Origin of the sequence: Phytohabitans houttuyneae (genome assembly GCF_011764425.1) — a bacterium.
Classification (GTDB): Bacteria; Actinomycetota; Actinomycetes; order Mycobacteriales; family Micromonosporaceae; genus Phytohabitans; species Phytohabitans houttuyneae.
The window spans coordinates 629,479-647,313 of record NZ_BLPF01000001.1; the positions used below are offsets into that span (position 1 = coordinate 629,479).

Annotated in this window: 19 protein-coding genes and 2 pseudogenes; 11 read left to right on the top strand and 10 right to left on the bottom strand. The window is 72.6% G+C overall.

What is annotated here, in order from left to right:
• Positions 1-68: 68 nt before the first annotated feature.
• The 3 genes from Phou_RS52100 (at position 69) to Phou_RS54280 (ending at position 2,001) form a co-directional block, all read left to right on the top strand.
• Positions 69-329, top strand: coding sequence for a hypothetical protein (locus tag Phou_RS52100; protein ID WP_246273827.1), 261 nt, complete (start codon positions 69-71; stop codon positions 327-329).
• Complete coding sequence (locus tag Phou_RS02855; protein ID WP_246273718.1) at positions 299-1,357, top strand: FAD-binding oxidoreductase; 1,059 nt, start codon at positions 299-301, stop codon at positions 1,355-1,357. The genes Phou_RS52100 and Phou_RS02855 overlap by 31 nt, the downstream gene beginning before the upstream one ends.
• Before the next feature lie 518 nt (positions 1,358-1,875).
• Entirely contained in the window at positions 1,876-2,001 is a 126-nt protein-coding gene (locus Phou_RS54280) for a hypothetical protein (RefSeq protein ID WP_281364997.1), read from the top strand.
• A gap of 81 nt (positions 2,002-2,082) precedes the next feature.
• On the opposite strand, the gene Phou_RS02860 is transcribed toward Phou_RS54280, so the two are convergent.
• The 7 genes from Phou_RS02860 to Phou_RS02890 form a co-directional block, all read right to left on the bottom strand.
• A complete protein-coding gene (locus tag Phou_RS02860) occupies positions 2,083-2,268 on the bottom strand; it encodes a tautomerase family protein (protein ID WP_173053284.1) in 186 nt (61 codons plus the stop codon).
• Positions 2,269-2,372: 104 nt separating this feature from the next.
• On the bottom strand, positions 2,373-3,137 hold the full coding sequence (locus tag Phou_RS02865) for an IclR family transcriptional regulator (protein WP_173053286.1): 765 nt from the start codon (positions 3,135-3,137) through the stop codon (positions 2,373-2,375).
• A gap of 211 nt (positions 3,138-3,348) precedes the next feature.
• The gene (locus Phou_RS02870; protein WP_281364998.1) at positions 3,349-4,107 is read right to left on the bottom strand and encodes an SDR family oxidoreductase; all 759 of its coding nucleotides are present in this window, start codon (positions 4,105-4,107) and stop codon (positions 3,349-3,351) included.
• Positions 4,104-4,862, bottom strand: coding sequence for a 5-dehydro-4-deoxy-D-glucuronate isomerase (gene kduI, locus Phou_RS02875; RefSeq protein WP_173053288.1), 759 nt, complete (start codon positions 4,860-4,862; stop codon positions 4,104-4,106). The genes Phou_RS02870 and kduI overlap by 4 nt, the downstream gene beginning before the upstream one ends.
• A gap of 110 nt (positions 4,863-4,972) precedes the next feature.
• Positions 4,973-5,656, bottom strand: coding sequence for a response regulator (locus Phou_RS02880; RefSeq protein WP_173053290.1), 684 nt, complete (start codon positions 5,654-5,656; stop codon positions 4,973-4,975).
• A complete protein-coding gene (locus tag Phou_RS02885; RefSeq protein WP_173053292.1) occupies positions 5,653-6,864 on the bottom strand; it encodes a sensor histidine kinase in 1,212 nt (403 codons plus the stop codon). The genes Phou_RS02880 and Phou_RS02885 overlap by 4 nt, the downstream gene beginning before the upstream one ends.
• A gap of 6 nt (positions 6,865-6,870) precedes the next feature.
• Positions 6,871-7,452, bottom strand: a complete 582-nt coding sequence (locus tag Phou_RS02890) for a hypothetical protein (RefSeq protein WP_173053294.1) — start codon at positions 7,450-7,452, stop codon at positions 6,871-6,873.
• 506 nt (positions 7,453-7,958) lie between these two features.
• Between Phou_RS02890 and Phou_RS02895 the strand changes: the two genes are divergently transcribed.
• From Phou_RS02895 to Phou_RS55295, 7 genes and pseudogenes are all read left to right on the top strand, one after another.
• On the top strand, positions 7,959-8,669 hold the full coding sequence (locus Phou_RS02895; protein ID WP_173053296.1) for an AfsA-related hotdog domain-containing protein: 711 nt from the start codon (positions 7,959-7,961) through the stop codon (positions 8,667-8,669).
• Positions 8,666-9,427, top strand: coding sequence for an HAD family hydrolase (locus tag Phou_RS02900; protein ID WP_173053298.1), 762 nt, complete (start codon positions 8,666-8,668; stop codon positions 9,425-9,427). Before Phou_RS02895 ends, Phou_RS02900 begins: the two co-directional genes overlap by 4 nt.
• Positions 9,424-10,359 (top strand): 3-oxoacyl-ACP synthase III family protein, encoded by a 936-nt coding sequence (locus tag Phou_RS02905; protein WP_173053300.1) that lies wholly within the window; start codon positions 9,424-9,426, stop codon positions 10,357-10,359. The genes Phou_RS02900 and Phou_RS02905 overlap by 4 nt, the downstream gene beginning before the upstream one ends.
• Positions 10,356-10,901, top strand: a pseudogene (locus Phou_RS54285) (FAD-dependent oxidoreductase); the annotation flags it as partial. The gene Phou_RS02905 and the pseudogene Phou_RS54285, both read left to right, overlap by 4 nt.
• A gap of 116 nt (positions 10,902-11,017) precedes the next feature.
• Positions 11,018-11,503, top strand: a complete 486-nt coding sequence (locus tag Phou_RS54290) for an FAD-dependent oxidoreductase (protein WP_173053302.1) — start codon at positions 11,018-11,020, stop codon at positions 11,501-11,503.
• Between the two features lie 9 nt (positions 11,504-11,512).
• Entirely contained in the window at positions 11,513-12,532 is a 1,020-nt protein-coding gene (locus Phou_RS02915; protein WP_173053304.1) for an alpha/beta hydrolase, read from the top strand.
• 439 nt (positions 12,533-12,971) lie between these two features.
• Positions 12,972-13,400, top strand: a pseudogene (locus Phou_RS55295) (S1 family peptidase); the annotation flags it as partial.
• An 83-nt stretch (positions 13,401-13,483) separates the two neighbouring features.
• Here the strand turns inward: Phou_RS55295 and Phou_RS02925 are convergent.
• Both Phou_RS02925 and Phou_RS02930 read right to left on the bottom strand, forming a co-directional pair.
• Entirely contained in the window at positions 13,484-14,443 is a 960-nt protein-coding gene (locus Phou_RS02925; protein WP_173053306.1) for a YihY/virulence factor BrkB family protein, read from the bottom strand.
• Positions 14,433-14,924 carry a DUF2243 domain-containing protein gene (locus Phou_RS02930; protein ID WP_173053308.1) on the bottom strand — a complete coding sequence of 164 codons (492 nt, stop codon included), beginning with the start codon at positions 14,922-14,924 and terminating at the stop codon, positions 14,433-14,435. The genes Phou_RS02925 and Phou_RS02930 overlap by 11 nt, the downstream gene beginning before the upstream one ends.
• Positions 14,925-15,672: 748 nt before the next feature.
• Between Phou_RS02930 and Phou_RS02935 the strand changes: the two genes are divergently transcribed.
• On the top strand, positions 15,673-16,275 hold the full coding sequence (locus Phou_RS02935) for a TetR/AcrR family transcriptional regulator (protein ID WP_218578689.1): 603 nt from the start codon (positions 15,673-15,675) through the stop codon (positions 16,273-16,275).
• Positions 16,276-16,288: 13 nt separating this feature from the next.
• Here Phou_RS02935 and Phou_RS02940 read toward each other — a convergent pair whose 3' ends face one another.
• Positions 16,289-17,824, bottom strand: a complete 1,536-nt coding sequence (locus tag Phou_RS02940) for an FAD-binding oxidoreductase (RefSeq protein WP_371872070.1) — start codon at positions 17,822-17,824, stop codon at positions 16,289-16,291.
• Positions 17,825-17,835: the final 11 nt, after the last annotated feature.

The following is a 17,835-nucleotide window of genomic DNA, read 5'->3' on the forward strand; positions in this document are numbered from 1 at the left end:
CCTCCTCCGCGGAGGGGCATTTGTCGGACCTAATCCTAGACATCGAATATCCAGGAAGGAACGGAATCATGAACGCGCTCAGGGCCCTCCGCGGCCAGGTCTGGCTGCCCGGCGACGACGGCTTCGACACCGCCCGCACGCCGTGGAACCTCGCCGTCGACCAACCGGTGCTCGCCGTCGTCGAGGCCGCCGACGCGGACGACGTCGCCGCGCTGGTGCGCCACGCCCGCTCCGCCGGCGTCGGCTCGCCACCCAACCCAACGGGCACGGCGCGACAGGCCGCACCGGCGGCACGATCCTGCTGCGCACCCGGCGGCTGGACACCGTGAACGTCGACCCCGCCACCCGCACCGCCCGCGTGGGAGCCGGCGTGCGGTCCGGACGCCTGCAGGCCGCCGCCGCGGCACACGGGCTGACCGGCCTGCCCGGCAGCTCCCCCGTGGTCAGCGTCGCCGGCGTGGCGCTGGGCGGCGGGCTGAGCTGGTTCGGCCGCAAGCACGGCTGGATCTCCGACGGCGTCACCGCCTTCGAGATCGTCGACGCCGAGGGCAACCAGCGGCACGTCACCGCCGGTACCGACCCCGACATGTTCTGGGCCCTGCGCGGCGCGGGTGGCAACTTCGCGATCGTCACCGCGCTGGAGGTCGCACTGCACCCCGCACCACACCTCTACGGCGGCCGTACACTGTGGACAGCCGGACACGCCCCCGCCGTCGCCGACGCCTTCCGCCGGATCACCGCGACCGCCCCCGACGAGCTGACCGCCTGGCTCGACCTGCTCCACTTCCCCGGCGCGCCACCGATGGTCGCGGTCGACGCCACGTACCTCGGCGCCGAGGACGAGGCACGCGACCTGCTCGCCCCGCTCGACCTGCTGCCGGCACCGCTCTCCGACAGCAGGAAGACCATGTCGGTCGCCGAGCTCGGCTCGATCACCGCCGAGCCCACCGACCCCGGCGCCGGCCTGTCGCGCGCCGAGCTGCTGACCACATTGGACGACGACGCGACCGAAGCCCTGCTGCGAAACCCGATCGCACCCCTGCTGAGCGTCCAGCTCCGCCACCTGGGCGGCGCCTTCACCCGGCCGTCGGACAGCCCGCACGGCCCGCTCACCGAGCCGTACGCCCTATACCTCTTCGGCCTCCCCACCGACCCGGCCGCCGCCGCCGCGGTCACCGCCAGGCAACGCGACCTCGCGGCCGCGCTGCCGGCCAGCGGCCGCAAGCCGTACACGTTCCTCAACCCGGACGAGGACGCGTCGGACGCCTTCACCCCGGAGGCCACGGCACGGCTTCGCACCCTGAAGCGCCAGCTCGACCCGCACAACCTCTTCCGCGCCAACTTTCCCGTCGCTTGACGCGCGCACCGCGACCGCCGCTGACCCGTTCGTTCACAGAGGGACAGATCTTGGTATGTATCGACCCCTCGACTTTCGGAGTTTCGCCGTCTGGAGTCCTTCCGCGGTCACCGCCTCACCTTCCGTGGTCACCCAGTTCAACCCGGGAGCCCGCTCCGGCAGATCTTGGCAAGTTGGCGTCGAAATAGCGCGCTAACTAACCAAGATTTCGAAGCCCACGCCGCCTGCACCTGATCGGCAGTCACGGACCGCGACGGCGGAGCCGACCTGCGGGCGGACTCGCGCACTCCCCGCCTCGAAAGATCCACAGAAGCACGGGGGCGGGAAAGTTCGGACAGGTGGATCTTGCATCTTGCCTAATCAATGCCTTACGCCGCAAAAGCTGGCCACTGCGGCGCGGACACCGTGAGCTGGGAGGACACCGGAGGCTGTCGCACGGCAAGCAATCCCTGCTCCGAAAGTCGAGCGACCCCATCCAGGACTCCACCGACCAGACCGTCGTCGTGGGGGTGCCGCTGGTGACCTCGCTGGTCCTGTACGTGGCGATCGGCCTGGCCAAGCCCGAGCGGCAGCCCGACCGGGACGCGCTCGTCGACTCCCTCGACGACGACCCCGTGGAGAAGGAGCGGGTGCCGGTGTCCTGACCCATGACGCGCGGCGGCCGGACCGGTCCGGCCGCCACCCGCGGGCCGGAGAGCGTGCTCTGCGGCCCGCGGTGGTCAGACCTACTTGTCGGACTCGAGCACTCCGCCGTTGGCGACGTCACTCTTCTCGATCTCGGTGAAGACGATGCGCACGGACTCCTGGCGCGCCTTGAGGATGTTGACCGCGGCATCGGTCACGGCGGCCACGAACTCCCGGCGCTGGTCGAGGCTGCGGCCGGAGAGCAGTTCGACGGTGATGTTCGGCATCGTTGTCCTCTCACCCTGGTCTGTTGCATAACATAAGACCACATTCCATTACATGGAACAAGATGGGCGAGGAAAGCCCTTTCTTGAGGGTTGATGCCCCCGCGTCAGGAACGGACGGTGGGCACCGCGGCCCCCAGCGCGGCGGACACGTCCCGCGCGGAGGCGATGACCTCTGGGGCGTAGGCCTCAAGGCCGTCCATGCCCATGTCCATCGCCAGCGTCGAGATGGAGATGCCACCGAGCACCTGCCCGGTGTGGTCGAAGACCGGGGCGCCCACGCAGCGGATGCCCGGCTCGTTTTCCTCGTCGTCCACCGCGTAGCCCAGCGCCCGCACCCGCGCCAGATGGGTCAGCAGGTCTTCCTCGCTGGTCAGCGTCTTGGGCGTGCGCTGTGCCATGCCGGTGCGCCGGCAGATGCTCAGGATCTCCTCGTCGCTCAGCTCCGCGAGGATCGCCTTGCCGATCGCCGTCGTGTGCAGCGGCACGCTCATGCCGATCCGGGAAGGCATCTGGTAGGGCCGCCGCCCCTCGAGCTTGTCGACGTAGACCGCCTCGTCGAGGTTGCGGATCGCGAAGTGGGTGGTCAACCCCGTGCTCTCGTGCAGCGCCCGCAGCGCACCCGAGGCCTGCCGCGCCGGGTCGAACCGGTGCATCACCCTGCCGGCAAGCGTCAGGATGCGCGGCCCCGGCTCGTAGGCACCCGACCCGTCGGCGCGCGCGAACCCCCACAGCACCAGGGCCTGCAGGATGCGGTGCACGGTCGACTTGGACACCCCGGTCGCGGCCGCGATGTCCGTGACGCGGTGGTGCTCGGCGAGCGCTTCGAGCACCGCGAGTGTCTTGTCGATGGAACTGCCTTCTCTGGGCACGAATCGAGCCTACTAGGGCCCATGTCAAGAGGTTGCCGCCGCCGACTGCGCCGACCTCCGCTGCAAGGTCCGCGGGCCAAGCCCGACCCCCGCGGCGGGTGAGGCCGCGGGAACGCCCCCCGAGAAAACGCTCCGCTGCGCTCCACGTTTCCCCGGGGGCCCCGCGCAACGGTCCGGACCACGACGGATGCCGCGGTAGCTCAAATCTTTGCTATCGGGCTAGCCAGCCGCCGTCGACGGCGAGCACGTGGCCGCTCACGTAGTCGGCCGCCGCGGAGGCCAGGAAGACGACCGCGCCGGCCACGTCGTCGGGCCGGCCCCAGCGGGCGGCCGGTATGCGCGACCTGATCTCGCGCTCGCGGACCTGGTCGTCGCGGAGGGCGGCGGTGTTGTCGGTCGCGATGTAGCCCGGCGCGACGGCGTTGACCTGCACGCCGGAGGCGGCCCATTCGCAGGCCAGCGCCTTCGTCAGGCCGGCCACGCCGTGCTTGGCCGCCGTGTAGCCGGGCACCTGCCACCCGCCCTGGAACGACAGCATCGACGCGACCATGATGATCTTTCCGCTGCCGCGGGCCAGCATGCGCGCGCCCACCGCCTGGCTCAGGCAGAACACCGCGTCCAGGTTGACGTCGAGCACCGCGCGCCAGTCGCCGAAGCGGTGCGCCGCGGCCGGCGCGCGGCGGATGGTGCCCGCGTTGTTGACCAGGATGTCCACATCGGGCAGTGCGGCGACCGCCTCCGGGATGGACGCGGTCGCGGAAAGGTCGAGGATCCAGCGGGTGGAGCTCCGCCCGGCCGCGCGGACCTCCGCCTCCACCTCGTCGAGGCCGCCGTCGCGCGCGTGCAGCACAAGGTCGGCGCCGGCGCGGGCGAGCGCGACCGCCGCGGCCCGCCCGATCCCGCCGCGGGCGCCGGTGACCAGCGCCGTCCGGCCCCGCAGCGAGAACATCGACTCGGCGGGAGCCGTCACCGCAACTGGCCGATCGCGACCGGCTCCACATCCTCGTACGCCTGGTTTTCGCCGCCCATCGCCCACACGAAGGCGTAGCTGGCGGTGCCGAACCCGGTGTGTACCGACCAGCAGGGCGAGATGACCGCCTGCTCCCCCGCCACCACGAGGTTGCGGGTCTCGTCGGGACGGCCCATCAGGTGCACCACCCGGTCCTCCTCGGGCAGTCCGAAGTAGAAGTACACCTCGGTGCGGCGCTCGTGGGTGTGGCAGGGCATGGTGTTCCACATGCTGCCCGGCTCGAGGACGGTCACGCCGAGTACCAGCTGGCAGCTCTGGATGCCCTTGACGTGGATGTACTTGTAGATGGTCCGCTCGTTCGACCGCTCGGCGCTGCCGAGGCGCACCGGCTCGGCGTCCTCCAGCGTCGCCTTCACGGTGGGGTACCCGGTGTGCGCCGGCGTGGACACCAGGTAGAAGCGCCCGTCGAAGCTCACTTCGCGCGCGCCGCGACCGATGTACAGGCACTCGCGGGCGGCGAGCTCGTGGCGCGTGCCGTCGACGGTCACGGCGCCGTCGCCGCCGACGTTGACGGCGGCGAGCTCGCGGCGCTCCAGGAAGTACTCCGCGCGCAGCTCGGACGGGCAGGGCAGATCGGCCGGTCCCGCGACCCCGCCGACGACCATGCGGTCCTCGTGGGAGTAGACGAGGCGGACCTCGCCGGGCACGAACAGCTCCTCCACCAGAAAGCGCCGCCTCAGCTGCTCGGTGGTCATGGTCGCCACCTGGTCGGGGCGGTGGCGTGCCGTACTTCCATGAACCCTCCTCGTTCCGGGGGTTGTTCCGCTACATGGGATGCCCTGTCACTACATAGAACACCATACCGTCACTGCCGGGGTGGGGGCTGCACCAGACCGCACTGGTAGGCCGTCGCGACGGCTTGGGCGCGGTCACGCAGGCCGAGTTTCATCAGGATGCGACCGAAGTGGGTCTTGACCGTGGCCTCCCCGACGAAGATCTCGGCGGCGATCTCCATGTTGGACAGTCCTTGGGCAACCAGCGCCAGCACCTCACGCTCCCGCGTGGTGAGGCGGGCGAGCTCGGCGGGTGCCGGCAGCTTCGCCTCGGGGCGGGCGGCGAACTCGGCCAGCAGTCCGCGGGCGACCGCCGGGTGCAGCCAGGCGTCGCCGGTCGCCACCGCGCGGACCGCCGCGACCAGCTCGGTGGGGGCGGCGTCCTTGAGCAGGAAGCCGGAGGCACCGGCGCGCAGCGCGGCGTAGACCGCCTCGTCGATGTGGTACGTGGTCAGCATGAGCACCTTGAGCGGCCGATCGTGGCTGTCGGAGAAGCCGTCCGCGGTGATCCGCCGGGTGGCCTCGACGCCGTCCGTTCGGGGCATGCGCACATCCATGAGTACCACGTCGGGCTGCGCCGAGCGGGCGAGGGCGATCGCCTGATCGCCGTCGCCGGCCTCGCCGGCGACCTGGATGTCCGGCTCCGCGGTGAGGAGCATCGCGATTCCGGTACGCACGAGCGGTTGGTCGTCGGCGAGCAGCACGCGAATGGTCACGGCCTTTCCTTTCCTGTCCCGGGCTGTACGGCCAGCGGCGGCGCGCCGGCGGGCGTCGTGGTGGGGAGGGTGGCGCAGACCTCGAAGCCGCCGTCAGCGGTGTGCCCCGCGCTCAGGTCGCCGCCGGCGAGCGCGGCCCGTTCGCGGATGCCGAGCAGGCCGTACCCGCAGGTGAGTCCCGCCGCGGCGGGTCGGCCGGACGCCGGCGCCGGGTTGGCGATCCGGAGGCTGAGCGCCGGGCCGGTCCAGGCCACGTCGACGGTGGCGGCGGTGCCGCGCGGGGTGTGCTTCGTGACGTTGGTGAGGGCTTCCTGCACGATGCGGTACGCGGCGAGGTCGACGCCGGGTTCCAGGGACACGGGTTCGCCGGAGTGCCGGAGGGTGACCGGGGTCCCGGCCGCCCGGATGCTCGCGACGAGCGCGGTGGCCTGCGCCAGGCCCGGCTGCGGCGCGGCCGGCGACTGTTCCGGCCCGTCCGTCGCACGGTCCGGGGCGCGGAGGACGCGCAGCAGCCGGCGCAGCTCGTCCATGGCCTGCTTGCCGACCTCGCCGATCTGGCTGAGGGCGCGGCCGCTCTCTTCCGGTCTGGTGCGGAGCAGCTTCTGCGCGCCGGCTGCCTGCAGGACGATGACGGTCACCGAGTGGGCGACGATGTCGTGCAGCTCGCGGGCGATCCGCATGCGTTCGGCGCTGAGGGCAGCTTCGGCCTCCACCCGGCCGAGGCGGCGGATGGTCAGCGCCGCCCGGCCGAACGCCACCGCCGCGACGCCGAGGGACAGCTCCATGACGGCGACGATCAGCGCGTTGCGCCAGGCTTCCTCGATCGAGGCGCGGCTGACCGCGTCGGCGACCGCGAACGCCGCCGGCACCAGGTAGAGCGGCAGGGTCAGCCAGCCGGCCCGGGTGCCCCGGTCGAGCGTCACCGTGTACATGGCGGCGAGCATCGGGATCGTCGGCAGGTAGGCCATCTCCGGGATCAGCACGGCGACCATCGCGTGGACCCAGGTCACCCCGAACACCAGCACCGGTGCGCGGCGCCGCCAGAGCAGCGCCGCGCAGGCCAGGGCGGCGTAGGGCACGACGACCTCGGCGCGGGCGGGGCCGCTGGCGGCGCCCACGTACGAGAACATCGTCAGATCCAGCACCAGTACGGTGACCGCCAGCAGCAGGTCCCTGGGGCCGATGGCGTACGCGCGGTCGGCGGGCATGTCCGGCTACCCGTCGCCGAAGACGCGCCGCCCGTGGCACGACAGCGGCGGCGGGCAGGACCGGGCGGCCAGCTCGTCGGCGTTGTCGTACAGCTGGAAATGCCAGGTGGGCTCCGCGTCCACAGTGCCGGCCGGCGCCACCGGGATGCGCTCCAGCAGGTCGGACACGATCGGCGGGACCTCCTCCGGGATCGCGCCGACCTCCACGAGCGCCCGCCAGTAGTCCCCGTGGCGCCACAGGGCACCGTAGAGCTCCGCCGCGGTGAAGTCGCCGAACACCGGCCGCGGCAGCCCGCTCGGCTCGGCCAGCTGGACGTAGGCGAGGACGGGCGGCGTCTTGCGGGTCGGCTTCCGCCGGGCGTCGAAGCGCAGCAACGCCACGCGGCGCGGCGCGATCCGCTCCGCCGCGTCGCCGCCGACCGGCATCACCACCGCGTCGAAGCTCCTGCCCTCCGGCCCGACGTGTACCGGCGGGGTCGGCACCAGGACCAGGTCCTCGTCGACGAGCAGGCCGGCGGCGAGGTGGCCGCGCACAGGGTCGCCGGCGGAGCGATCCTGCAGCGACACCACCGAGTTGAGGGTCGTCATCTCTGCCTCCAAGGGGTGCTGACCGGACATCCGCGCCCGATCTTGCGGAGTGGCTGTGGATATATCACCACGCAATGGGCGAACAGGACATCCGATTGGGGTCGGACCCCCGGCGTACGACTCAGGGTGGACATGCGGCCCGCTCGGCGTCCGCTCACGGAAAGCCCGAAACGGCGCGCCGCTCCCCTGCGTCGGAGCGCGGAAATCCCATTTCAGCCCGACGATTCTTGACCATTGCGGACCGCACCATTGGGTCATGAATTCGACGGGGGGATCGTCATGAAAACACTGTTGGCAGAGGCGTTGTTTGCCAGCGAGGTGCCCACCGGAGAGCGGCTTTCACCTGCTCAGACGTCCGACGCGGTGGAGCGCGCTCTGGACTTTCACGAAGGTGTAGGCGGCTGCGCTGTCGCACTCGCCGGCGCGTACGGCGAATGCCCGGAAACGGCTGTCGCACGGATGCGCTGGGCAAACGAAATGGTAGATGCGAGTTTACGGGGGTCATTGTGCGAGACGTATGGGTAGTCGGCGACAGGTTCGCGGGCTTCGCCCGGCTGAACGGGGTCACCACCGTGTCCGGCGCCGGCGACGTGCTCGACGGCGAGCCGGTCACACTGCGGCTGGGCCAGGGCGTGGGACCGCACGAGCGCGACCACCTCCGCGCGCTCGTCGAACGGCGGGGGCTGGCGGACCGGGTGGTCGTCGTGGACACCACGCCGGCGCCGGCCGGCCGGGACCTCGTGCACAAGCACCTGGCGGCGAACGTGCTGCTCGGCGACGTGCACGCGGCCGGCGGCGGGATAGTCACCGCGGCGTTGCGGCTGGCCGGCGAGAACGAGCTGCTGCTCGACCACCAGACCGGCCTGCACGTACAGGGAATGGTCGTCATCGAGGCCGTCCGGCAGATGCTGCTCGCGGCGTACGCCACGGCGAGCCGCCGGCCCGACGACTACGTGGTCTGGAACGGCATCCAGCTCGACTTCGAGAGCTTCCTGTTTCCGCTGCCGGCGCGGCTGTACTGCGCGCTGGAGCCGGTCACCGACGGGCGGGGAACCGCGCGCGTCCAGGTGGAGCAGGGCGGTCGCCGCGTGGCGAGCGCGCTGGCGCGGTTCACCGCGTTCGCGGCGGAGCGGATCGCGCCGGTCGAACAGCGGCGGGCCGAGGGAGCGCTGCGGGCCGGGATGCCCGAGAGCCTGACCGCAGGAGCGTCCACATGAGACCGATCGCGTTCTTCGACGTCGACGGCACGCTCGTGGCCGGCACGACGATGCGCGAGTTCCTGCGCTTCCGGCTCGGCACGGCCGCGGCGGAGCAGCGCTGGCGTGAGCTGCGCGGCGACGGTGCCGGGCGTGCGGAGGCGAACCGCCGCTACTTCCGGCTGTACGCCGGGACCCGCTGGGCCGAGCTGATGTCCGAAGGAAGGCGGTGGTACGACACGTGGTCGCGCCGCCCCGACGGCTACGTCTCGGGCGGCCTCGGCGCGCTGCGCCGCCACCGCGCGCACGGCCACGCCGTCGTGCTCGTCTCCGGCTCGTTCCTGCCCTGCCTGCTCCCGATCGCCGAGCACCTCGGCGCGGACGCGGTGCTGTGCACCGAGCCGGAGACCGACGGCGGCGGGGTGCTCACCGGCACCGCCCAGCCGATGATCGGCCGGGCCAAGGCGGTGGCGGCGCAACGGCTCGCCGCGGACTGGCACGTACCGGCCGGTCACTGCTTCGCGTACGGAGACCACGCCAGCGACCTGGACCTGCTGGGCGCGGTGGGGCACCCGGCGGTGGTCGGCGACGACCCGGACCTGCTCCGGCTGGCCGCACGGTACGGCTGGCCGAGGCTGCCGGCTCAGCCGGTGGCCGCCCCGGACCCCTGCTACTGCGGCTGCGCGGTGGCGGCATGGTCGATGCCCACTGTGGAGATTCACCCGCCGGCGGGCCATGGCGCCCCGCCGCGGAACGCGCGAACGAAGGAGGCATCATGACAGCGGCGACGATTCTCGGCACCGGGTCCGCGCTGCCGGCCCGCCTGGTCGGCAACGCCGAGGTCGGTGCGCCGGCCGGGGTCGACGCGGCCTGGGTGGTGGCGAAGACCGGCATCCGGTACCGGCGGTGGGCCGCGCCGGGCGAGCTGACCTCCGATCTGGCGGTGGCGGCGGCGCGGCGGGCACTGCGCAGCGCGGGGCGGCGGCCGGAGCAGGTCGGCGTGATCGTGGTCGCCACGTCCACACCGGACCAGCCGCAGCCACCGACCGCCGCGGCGGTGCAGCACCGGCTCGGCGCCCGGGACGCGGCCGCGTTCGACGTCAACGCCGTGTGCAGCGGGTTCGTGTTCGCGCTGGCCACCGCGCACGGCATGGTCGCCGGCGACCGCTGCGCGCTGGTGATCGGCGCGGACGTGTACTCGCGGATCCTGGATCCCACCGACCGGCGCAGCGCGATCCTGTTCGGCGACGGCGCGGGGGCCGCGGTGCTCGGACCGGCACGGGACGGCGGTGACACCGCGCTGCGGCTGCACACGTTCGGCGCACACCGGGACCTGATCCGCGTACCGCCGGGCGGTCACTTCACCATGGACGGCCGGGCGGTGCGCGGATTCGTCCGCGACCGCGTACCCGACCTGGTGCACCGCTTCCTCGCGGACCGTTCGGTGCCCCGGGACGCCGTGGCGCATCTCGTGCCGCACCAGGCCAACGGGGTGATGCTGGACGAGCTCGGCGCGGCGCTCGACCTGCCGGCGGCCACCGTGCACCGGACCGTCGAGACGTACGGCAACACCGGCGCCGCCTCGGTGCCGGTGACCCTCGACCACGCCGCCCGCGCCGGCCGGATCCGGGCGGGCGAACGGGTGCTGCTGCTCGGCTTCGGCGGCGGCATGGCGGTCGGCATGGCCCTGCTCACCTGGAGCCCGGCATGACCGGGGTGCTCGTGGTCGGCGCCGGGCCGAGCGGCCTTGTCACCGCCTGCGAGCTGCTGCGCCGCGGGGTGACGGTGCGGCTGGTGGACGCCGCGCCGCGGCCCGCGCCGTACTCCAAGGCGCTGCTGCTCTGGCCGCCGACCCTGCGCGTGCTGGCCGGGCTCGGCGTCCGCGCGACGGTCGAACGGGCCGCGTTGCCGATCCGCGCGTTCCGCTACTTCTCCGGCGGGCGCCCGCTCGCGGCGCTGCCCTTTCCGGACAGCCTGGCGCCGCTGTGCCTGCCGCAGCGGGAGACCGAGCGCATCCTGACCGACCGCCTGCACCAGCTCGGCGGCGCCGTCGAGCGGGGCGTGCGGCTGACCACTGTGGATGGTACCGGCGCCGCGACCCTTGCGCTGCCGGACGGCCGCCTCGAGCACATCCATCCACAGTGGGTGGTGGGCGCCGACGGCGCGTCCAGCACCGTGCGGAAGCGGCTCGGGCTGCGCCTGGCCGGCAGCACGCACGAAGAGAGCTACCTCGTGGTCGACGCCACCGCCACCGGCCCGCTGCCGGACGGCGAGGCGCACTACCACCAGTCCCCGCGGGGGCGCTGGTCGTGGTGGCCCTGCCCGGCGGCCGGTACCGGTTCTTCGCCAACGCCGGCCCGGGCCAGACCATGGACCGCATCCTGGCCGAGCGCGGACCGGCCGGCATCCGGCTCGGCCCCGTGGAGTGGGCCAGCACGTTCCGGGTGCACCGGCGGATCTGCACGCGGTTTCAGCACGGCCGCGTCTTCCTGGTCGGCGACGCCGCACACGTGCACAGCCCGGCCGGCGGCCAGGGCCTGAACACCGGCGTCCAGGACGCCCACCACCTCGCCACCGCGATGGCCGCCGTGGCGCACGGCCGGGCGGGCGAGGAGCTGCTCGGGTCGTACACCCGGTGGCGCAAGCCCGTCGTGCGGCGGGTGGTGCGCGAGGCCGACCTGCAGAACCGGCTGTGGCTGCTGCGCTGCCCCGCCGCCGTCACCGCCCGCGATGTCGCCGTGCGGCTCGCGGACCGCGCCGGGCTGCTGCGCCGGTACGCCCGCGTGCTCGCCAACCGGTCCGCCGGTTCCAAAACCAACCGTCCCGCCGGCTCCGCCGGACGTCACACCGTCTAGGAGGCATGAATGTTCCGCCATCTCGTCCTGACCGCCCTCGCACTGCTGGGTCCGACCACGGCCGCGCCGGCCGCGGAGCAGATCCTGGACACGCCGGTCAGCTTCACCGTCCGCAACGTCAACCGCTCGGCGCTGGCATGCCCGGCCGACGGCCGCACCTACACCGTCCGGGGGCACCTCACCGCACCGCGGTCCGCACTGCGCGGAGACGGCCACACGGTCACGCTCTACCAGCACGGTATCGCCGGCGGCGAGTGGTACTGGCGGCTGAACGTGCCCGGCTACGACCACGCCCGGGAGATGGCCGAGCGCGGGCACGCCTCGGTCACCATCGACCGGATCGGCTACGACTCCAGCGACGCGCCCGACGGGTACACCACCTGCATCGGCGCGCAGGCCGACATCACCCATCAGATCGGGCAGCAGCTGCGCGCCGGCGGGTACCGGCTCGGCGGCGGGCGGACCGCGCCCGCGTTCGACCGGCTGGTGCTGGCCGGGCAGTCCAACGGCGGCCTGATCGCCAACCTTGCCGTCATCTCCTTCGGCGGCTTCGACGCGCTGTCCGTGCACGGCTGGGGCGACCTGGGCTTCACACCACAGGCCGACCGGCGGTTCTGGGACGCCACCGCGCGCTGCATCCGCGGTGCCGCCTCGGGTGAGCGCGGCTACGTGTACTACGACGTCGGCAGCACGGACTTCCTGGACGGCAACTTCGCCGACGCCGACCCGCGGGTGCGCGACGCGGTCGTGCCGCTGCAGAACCCGCATCCGTGCGGCGACATGACCTCCATCACCGCCGGCATCTACACCGACCTGCGCCGGCTGGGCGAGATCCGGGTGCCGGTGCTCGTCGTGTACGGCGAACGGGACGCCCGTATCCAGAACGGCGAACTGCAGCGCTCGCTGTACAAGGGGTCACCCGACGCCGACCTGGTGACGGTTCCCGCCGCCGGCCACTACATGGGCCTCGAGCGCAACGCCCGGACCGTCCACGACGCGATGGCTTCCTGGCTGGCCGGGCTGCCCTGACCGCCGGTGTCATCGCGCGGGCCCGGTCGCCTCGTGGCGGCCGGGCCCGCGTACGCAACCGGTTAGTCTGTGCGCGGGAGGTGGCCGATGCCACAGTCGGCGGCGGCGCGCGTGGTGGGCGCCAGCGACGGCGGCGCCAATCACCAGGACGAGCCCCTAGGCCAGCGCATCCGCCGGCTGCGCCAGGCGGCCGGGCTCACTCAGCACAGCCTCGCCGCTCCCCGATAAACCGGCGCGTTCCTGGCGGCGGTCGAGGCCGGCACCCGCACTCCGAGCCCCGAGGCGCTGGCCACTTCGCGGGCCGGCTCGGCATCGACGCCGACGACCTGCGGTTCGGGCGGCCGCCCGGCATCGCGCTGATGTACACGTTTCTGGAGCTGGGCTGGCGCGGGCGCGCCCGCCGCCTGGAAGGTGAGGCGGCGCTGCTGCTGCCGCGGCCGTCGCCGGCAGCACCGAGGCCGCCGTGGGTGCGGCCGTGTGCCGGTCCGGCTCCACGACCGGCTGGCGCTGCGGCACCATCCAGCAGAAGAACGCCTCGGTCACCTATCCACAGGGGACGGTCACCGGACTGACCCGCAGCGACGCCTGCGCCGAGCCCGGCGACTCCGGCGGCTCCTGGCTGGCCGGCAGCCAGGCACAGGGCGTCACGTCCGGCGACTCCGGCAACTGCTCGGCCGGCGGCGTCATGTACTTCCAGCCGGTCAACCCGATCCTGGTCGCGTACGGCCTGACCCTGGTCACCTCCGGCGGCGGCCCCGGCCCGACGCCCACGGCGACCACCCCGCCGCCCGGCGGCAGCACCACGTGGCAGGTCGGCGCCACGTACGCCGTGGGCGCGAGCGTCACCTACGCCGGCGTGACCTACCGCTGCCAGCAGGCGCACACCGCCTATCCCGGCTGGGAACCGCCGAACACCCCGGCGCAGCCCGGCAAGGATTTTCCGAACTGGGCCTAGTCGTCGAGGGTGCGGGTGTCGCGCAGCTCGACGTACGGCTCGCGGTCCGCGGGATGTCCGGCCTCGATCGCGCGGGCCCGGTGCAGCTCGGCGTCGAACTCGGCACCCAGCAGGATCGCGACGTTGGAGATCCACAGCCAGACGAAGAAGATGATGACCCCGCCGAGGACACCGTAGGTCTTGTTGTAGGAGCCGAAGTTGGCGACGTACACCGCGAACCCGGCCGAGGCGACCATCCACAGCACCACGGCGAGCAGCCCGCCGGGGCTGATCCACCGGTAGCCGCCCTGGCGTGCGTTGGGCGTCGCCCAGTAGAGCAGCGCGAACATCTGGCTGACGATGACCACGAGGATCGGCCACTTCACGATCCCCCACGCCGTCACCAGCACCGACCCGACACCGAACGCGTCGCCGACCCGCTCGGCCAGGTCGCCGGTGAGCACCACCATGAACGCGCTGACCGCGAGCAGCACCCCGATCACGATGGTCACGCCGAGCCGGATCGGCACCGTCTTCCAGAACGGCCGCCCCTCCGGTACGTCGTAGATCGCGTTCGCCGCCCGCATGAACGCGGCGATGTAGCCGGACGCCGACCACAGCGCGCCCGCCGCGCCGACGATGGCGAGGATGCCCGCGGCACCCTGCGCCTCGGTCAGGCCGCGCGCCCCGTCGGTGAGGATCTGCCCGACCGGCCCCGGCGCGATGGTGCCCATGTTGTCGATCAGCGGCTGCAGCGCCGGCGCACCGACCAGCCCCAGCACGGACACGAGCACCAGCAGGCCCGGGAAGATCGACAGCACCGCATAGTAGGTCAGCGCCGCCGCCCAGTCGGTCAGCTTGTCGTCGCCGAACTCCCGCACCGTGCGGCGCAGCACCCCCCACCACGCCCGGCCACCGAGCCGGCTCGGCCGGTCCGGCGCCCGCCCGGCACCGGTTTCGCGCGCGTCACCGGACATCGCGGCTCACTCCCTCACCGGTGGCGAGGCTTCGCCGGTAGGTCCAGGTCCCAAGGACGGCGAGCAGCAGACCGAAGACCAGAAAACCGATGTCGTACACGGTCTGGTGCGCGCCGGCCCGGACGTGGTGCAGGCCCAGAACATGGTGGTTCACCAGCCCTTCGGTCAGGTTGAACAGCCCCCACCCGGCCAGCAGCGGTCCGATCAGGGCGGGCCACGGGAAGCTTCTGGAACGCGCCCTGCTGCGCTGCCACAGCCACATCAGCCCGCCGAAGACGGCAAACCACGTCGCCGCGTGGAACAGCCCGTCGGCGACGAGATTAGCGGTCAGGTCGGCGTCGCGGCGGGCGGTCAGCAGGTGGTGCCAGCGCAGGATCTGGTGCAGCAGGATGCCGTCCACGAAGCCGCCCAGGCCCGCGCCCAGCAGCAGCCCCGGACCGAGGACCGATCCCACCCATCGACCGGGCTGCGTCTGCGCCATGCCAGCCGGGTACCCGCGGACCACCCGGGTACACATCGGACGTAAGTTGACCTTCGGGTGGTGGCTCCTCACCGGACAGTCCGACGGCCGCCCATCTCGGGTAGGCGGACGCTTGTTGCTTATATTCGCGGGTGGGCTCGACTGCTCGGAAGAGCCACCTGCGTACATCGGATCGGCGCGCGCCGTGAACAACCTCGCCAGGGACTTCTATGAACATCATCCCTACCCGCCTGCTTCTCGAGGTCGTCCGTGACGGCGCCGGACGGTGGGATACCCGGACCATCGACCTCGAGCTTGGACGACGCGGCGCTCACGTCGACAGTGGGATCATGGCCGACCTCCGTCAGCTCGCAGATCGACACCTGGTCCAAGAGGACAACAACCCGCCACAAGGGACAGGCCCACGCTGGCAATTGACCGCTCTTGGCGCGGCCTGGCTGGAGTCACCGCTCGACTAAGGAAGATCGAGGAGCGTGCGTGTGCTGCCGTGCCAGAGCGGCGGGTCGTGATGGCCGGGTGATCGCGCTCGGCGACGCCGGTGTGGCCTTACCGGCACCCGGTCGGCGACAGCGGTGTCCAGCAGGTGTTGGGCGAGGGCATGTTCCGTAGTCGGGTGTCAGCGAGGTGATCCGGGCGGTGATGCCGGACGCGGGCAGTGCGCGACCGGCCGGCCCCACCCGTGACGCCGGCCCGGGTGATCGACGCGCGGCCTCAAGACCGACGGGCGGTTCGTGGTACACAGTGACGTGTGACGTCACAAGCTCCCGCCGATCGCGAGTCCACCGGCATCGAAGACGCCGTGCTGGATGCCACCCGTGACTGCGTTTTGGCGTACGGGGTTCGGCGTACCACGCTCACCGATGTGGCGAAACGGGCCGGCGTGTCCCGGATGTCGATCTACCGTCGCTGGCCGGACGTTCAGTCGCTGGTCGCGGACCTGATGAGCCGGGAGTGGCACGCGGTGCTCGTCGCCGCTGCGGCGGCTGGCCTGAAGCGGCGCGGTCGGCAGCGTACCCGGGGCGTGGCGGAGATCGTCGCGGTCGTGCGCGGGCTGCGCGAGCACCCGCTGCTGCGGAAGATCAAGGAGGTCGACCCGGAGATCCTGCTGCCGTACATGCTGGACCGCCGCGGCGCCAGCCAGGAGGAGATGCTCGAGTTCGTGGTGCAGGCGCTGCGGACCGGGCAGCAGGATGGATCGATCCGGGCGGGTGATCCGGAGCGGATGGGCCGGGCAATCCTGCTGGCGGCGCAGCCGTTCGCGCTGTCGGCGGCTCTGGCGACCGACAAGTACGACGCGACCGAGCTCGACGCGGAGTTGACCGCGTTGCTGGATGCGTACCTGTCGCCGTGAGTCCGGCCGACCGTCAGTCGGGAATCAGGACTTCGGGGTTCATGATTCCCTGCGGGTCAAGAACAGCCTTCACCGCGCGCAACGCGTCGACACCCAGCGGCCCGATCTCCCTGGCGTACCAGTCCCGGTGCTCGGTGCCGACCCCGTGGTGGTGGCTGATGGTGCCGCCGGCGGCGAGGATCGCGTCGCTGGCCCGGGCCTTCGCCCGCTGCCACGCGCCGACCGGGTCGTCGCCCTGCGCGACGACGACGGTGAAGTACAGGGAGGCGCCGGTCTCGTAGACGTGCGAGATGTGGCAGAGCACCAGCGCCCGGTCGAGGCTGTCCAGCAGGGCCGCCCGGACCTGCGCGTACAGCGCCGGCAGCCGGGACCAGAACGCTGCCGTCTCCAGGGTTTCGGCGTACGCGCCGGCATCGAGCAGGGCGTCACGCAGGTACGGCGCCGCGAACCGCTCGGCGGCCCACCGCTGGCCGGGTTCCGGACCCAGGGCCGTCCCGCCGTCCGCGGCCAGTACGGCGTCCGCGTCGGTGCCGTCGTCGTACCCGAGCACGAGCAGACAGCCGCCGGCAGCCGGTCCGAGCGCGGACTCGTACTCGTCGGAGAGCCGGACCACGGCCGGGCGCGGGCCGTCCTGCGCCAGCCGCCGCACGGCCAGCGCACCGGCTTCGAACGACTCGAACCGCCAGCCCTCGTAGCGGCGGCTGACCGGCTGCGGGCGTAGGCGGACCGTCAGAGACGTCACCACGCCGAGTGCGCCCTCCGAGCCGAGGAACAGCTGCCGCAGATCCGGACCGGCCGCCGACGCCGGTGCCCGTCCGGTGTGGACGGTGCCGACCGGTGTCGCGACGGTCAGCGCGACGACCATGTCGTCGAACCGGCCGTACCCGGCGGAAGCCTGTCCGGACGACCGGGTCGCCGCGAAGCCACCGAGGCTCGCGTACTCGTACGACTGCGGCACGTGCCCGAGCGTGAACCCCCGCGCGGCGAGGATCTCCTCGGCGCGGGGCGCCCGCACACCGGCCTCGAACGTCGCCGTGCGGGACACCTCGTCGAGCTCGACAAGCCGGTCCAGCCGGCGCAGGTCGAGCGCGATCCGGGGGCGGCCGGACAGCGACGGACCGACACCGCCCACCACCGACGTGCCACCGCCGAACGGCACAACGGCGATCCGCCGCTCGGTGCAGGCCCGCAGCACCGCGACCACTTCGTCGTGGCCGCCCGGGTAGATGACCGCGTCCGGTGCACCGGCCGCGTCACCGGCGCGCTGGCGGACCAGGTCGGCGGTTGACTTCCCGCCGCCGTGGCGGGCCCGGGCTTCGGGGCCGGTCAGCACGTTCGCCGCGCCGACAACCGCCGCGAGCGCCTGCCGGACCTCATCGGGCAGCCGGGACTCTGGCACCCGGACGTCGGCGACGTCAACCGATGGGGCGGCCGGGCGTACCCCCAAGGCCTCCAGCAGTGCGGCGATCGACGGCGGCAGGCTGACCGCGGCGGCCGGATCGCCCCAGCCCGCCCATCGCTCTTCCGCCGACTCACTCATGTGTGACATAGTGACATGTA

Coding starts and splice junctions, on each gene's coding strand:
- Phou_RS52100 (WP_246273827.1), top strand. CDS start 69: ATGAACGCGCTCAGGGCCCTCCGCGGCCAGGTCTGGCTGCCCGGCGAC.
- Phou_RS02890 (WP_173053294.1), bottom strand. CDS start 7,452: ATGACGACCCTCAACTCGGTGGTGTCGCTGCAGGATCGCTCCGCCGGC.
- Phou_RS02885 (WP_173053292.1), bottom strand. CDS start 6,864: ATGCCCGCCGACCGCGCGTACGCCATCGGCCCCAGGGACCTGCTGCTG.
- Phou_RS02940 (WP_371872070.1), bottom strand. CDS start 17,824: ATGTCACACATGAGTGAGTCGGCGGAAGAGCGATGGGCGGGCTGGGGC.
- Phou_RS02905 (WP_173053300.1), top strand. CDS start 9,424: ATGACAGCGGCGACGATTCTCGGCACCGGGTCCGCGCTGCCGGCCCGC.
- kduI (WP_173053288.1), bottom strand. CDS start 4,862: ATGACCACCGAGCAGCTGAGGCGGCGCTTTCTGGTGGAGGAGCTGTTC.
- Phou_RS02915 (WP_173053304.1), top strand. CDS start 11,513: ATGTTCCGCCATCTCGTCCTGACCGCCCTCGCACTGCTGGGTCCGACC.
- Phou_RS02900 (WP_173053298.1), top strand. CDS start 8,666: ATGAGACCGATCGCGTTCTTCGACGTCGACGGCACGCTCGTGGCCGGC.
- Phou_RS02930 (WP_173053308.1), bottom strand. CDS start 14,924: ATGGCGCAGACGCAGCCCGGTCGATGGGTGGGATCGGTCCTCGGTCCG.
- Phou_RS02925 (WP_173053306.1), bottom strand. CDS start 14,443: ATGTCCGGTGACGCGCGCGAAACCGGTGCCGGGCGGGCGCCGGACCGG.
- Phou_RS02860 (WP_173053284.1), bottom strand. CDS start 2,268: ATGCCGAACATCACCGTCGAACTGCTCTCCGGCCGCAGCCTCGACCAG.
- Phou_RS54290 (WP_173053302.1), top strand. CDS start 11,018: ATGGACCGCATCCTGGCCGAGCGCGGACCGGCCGGCATCCGGCTCGGC.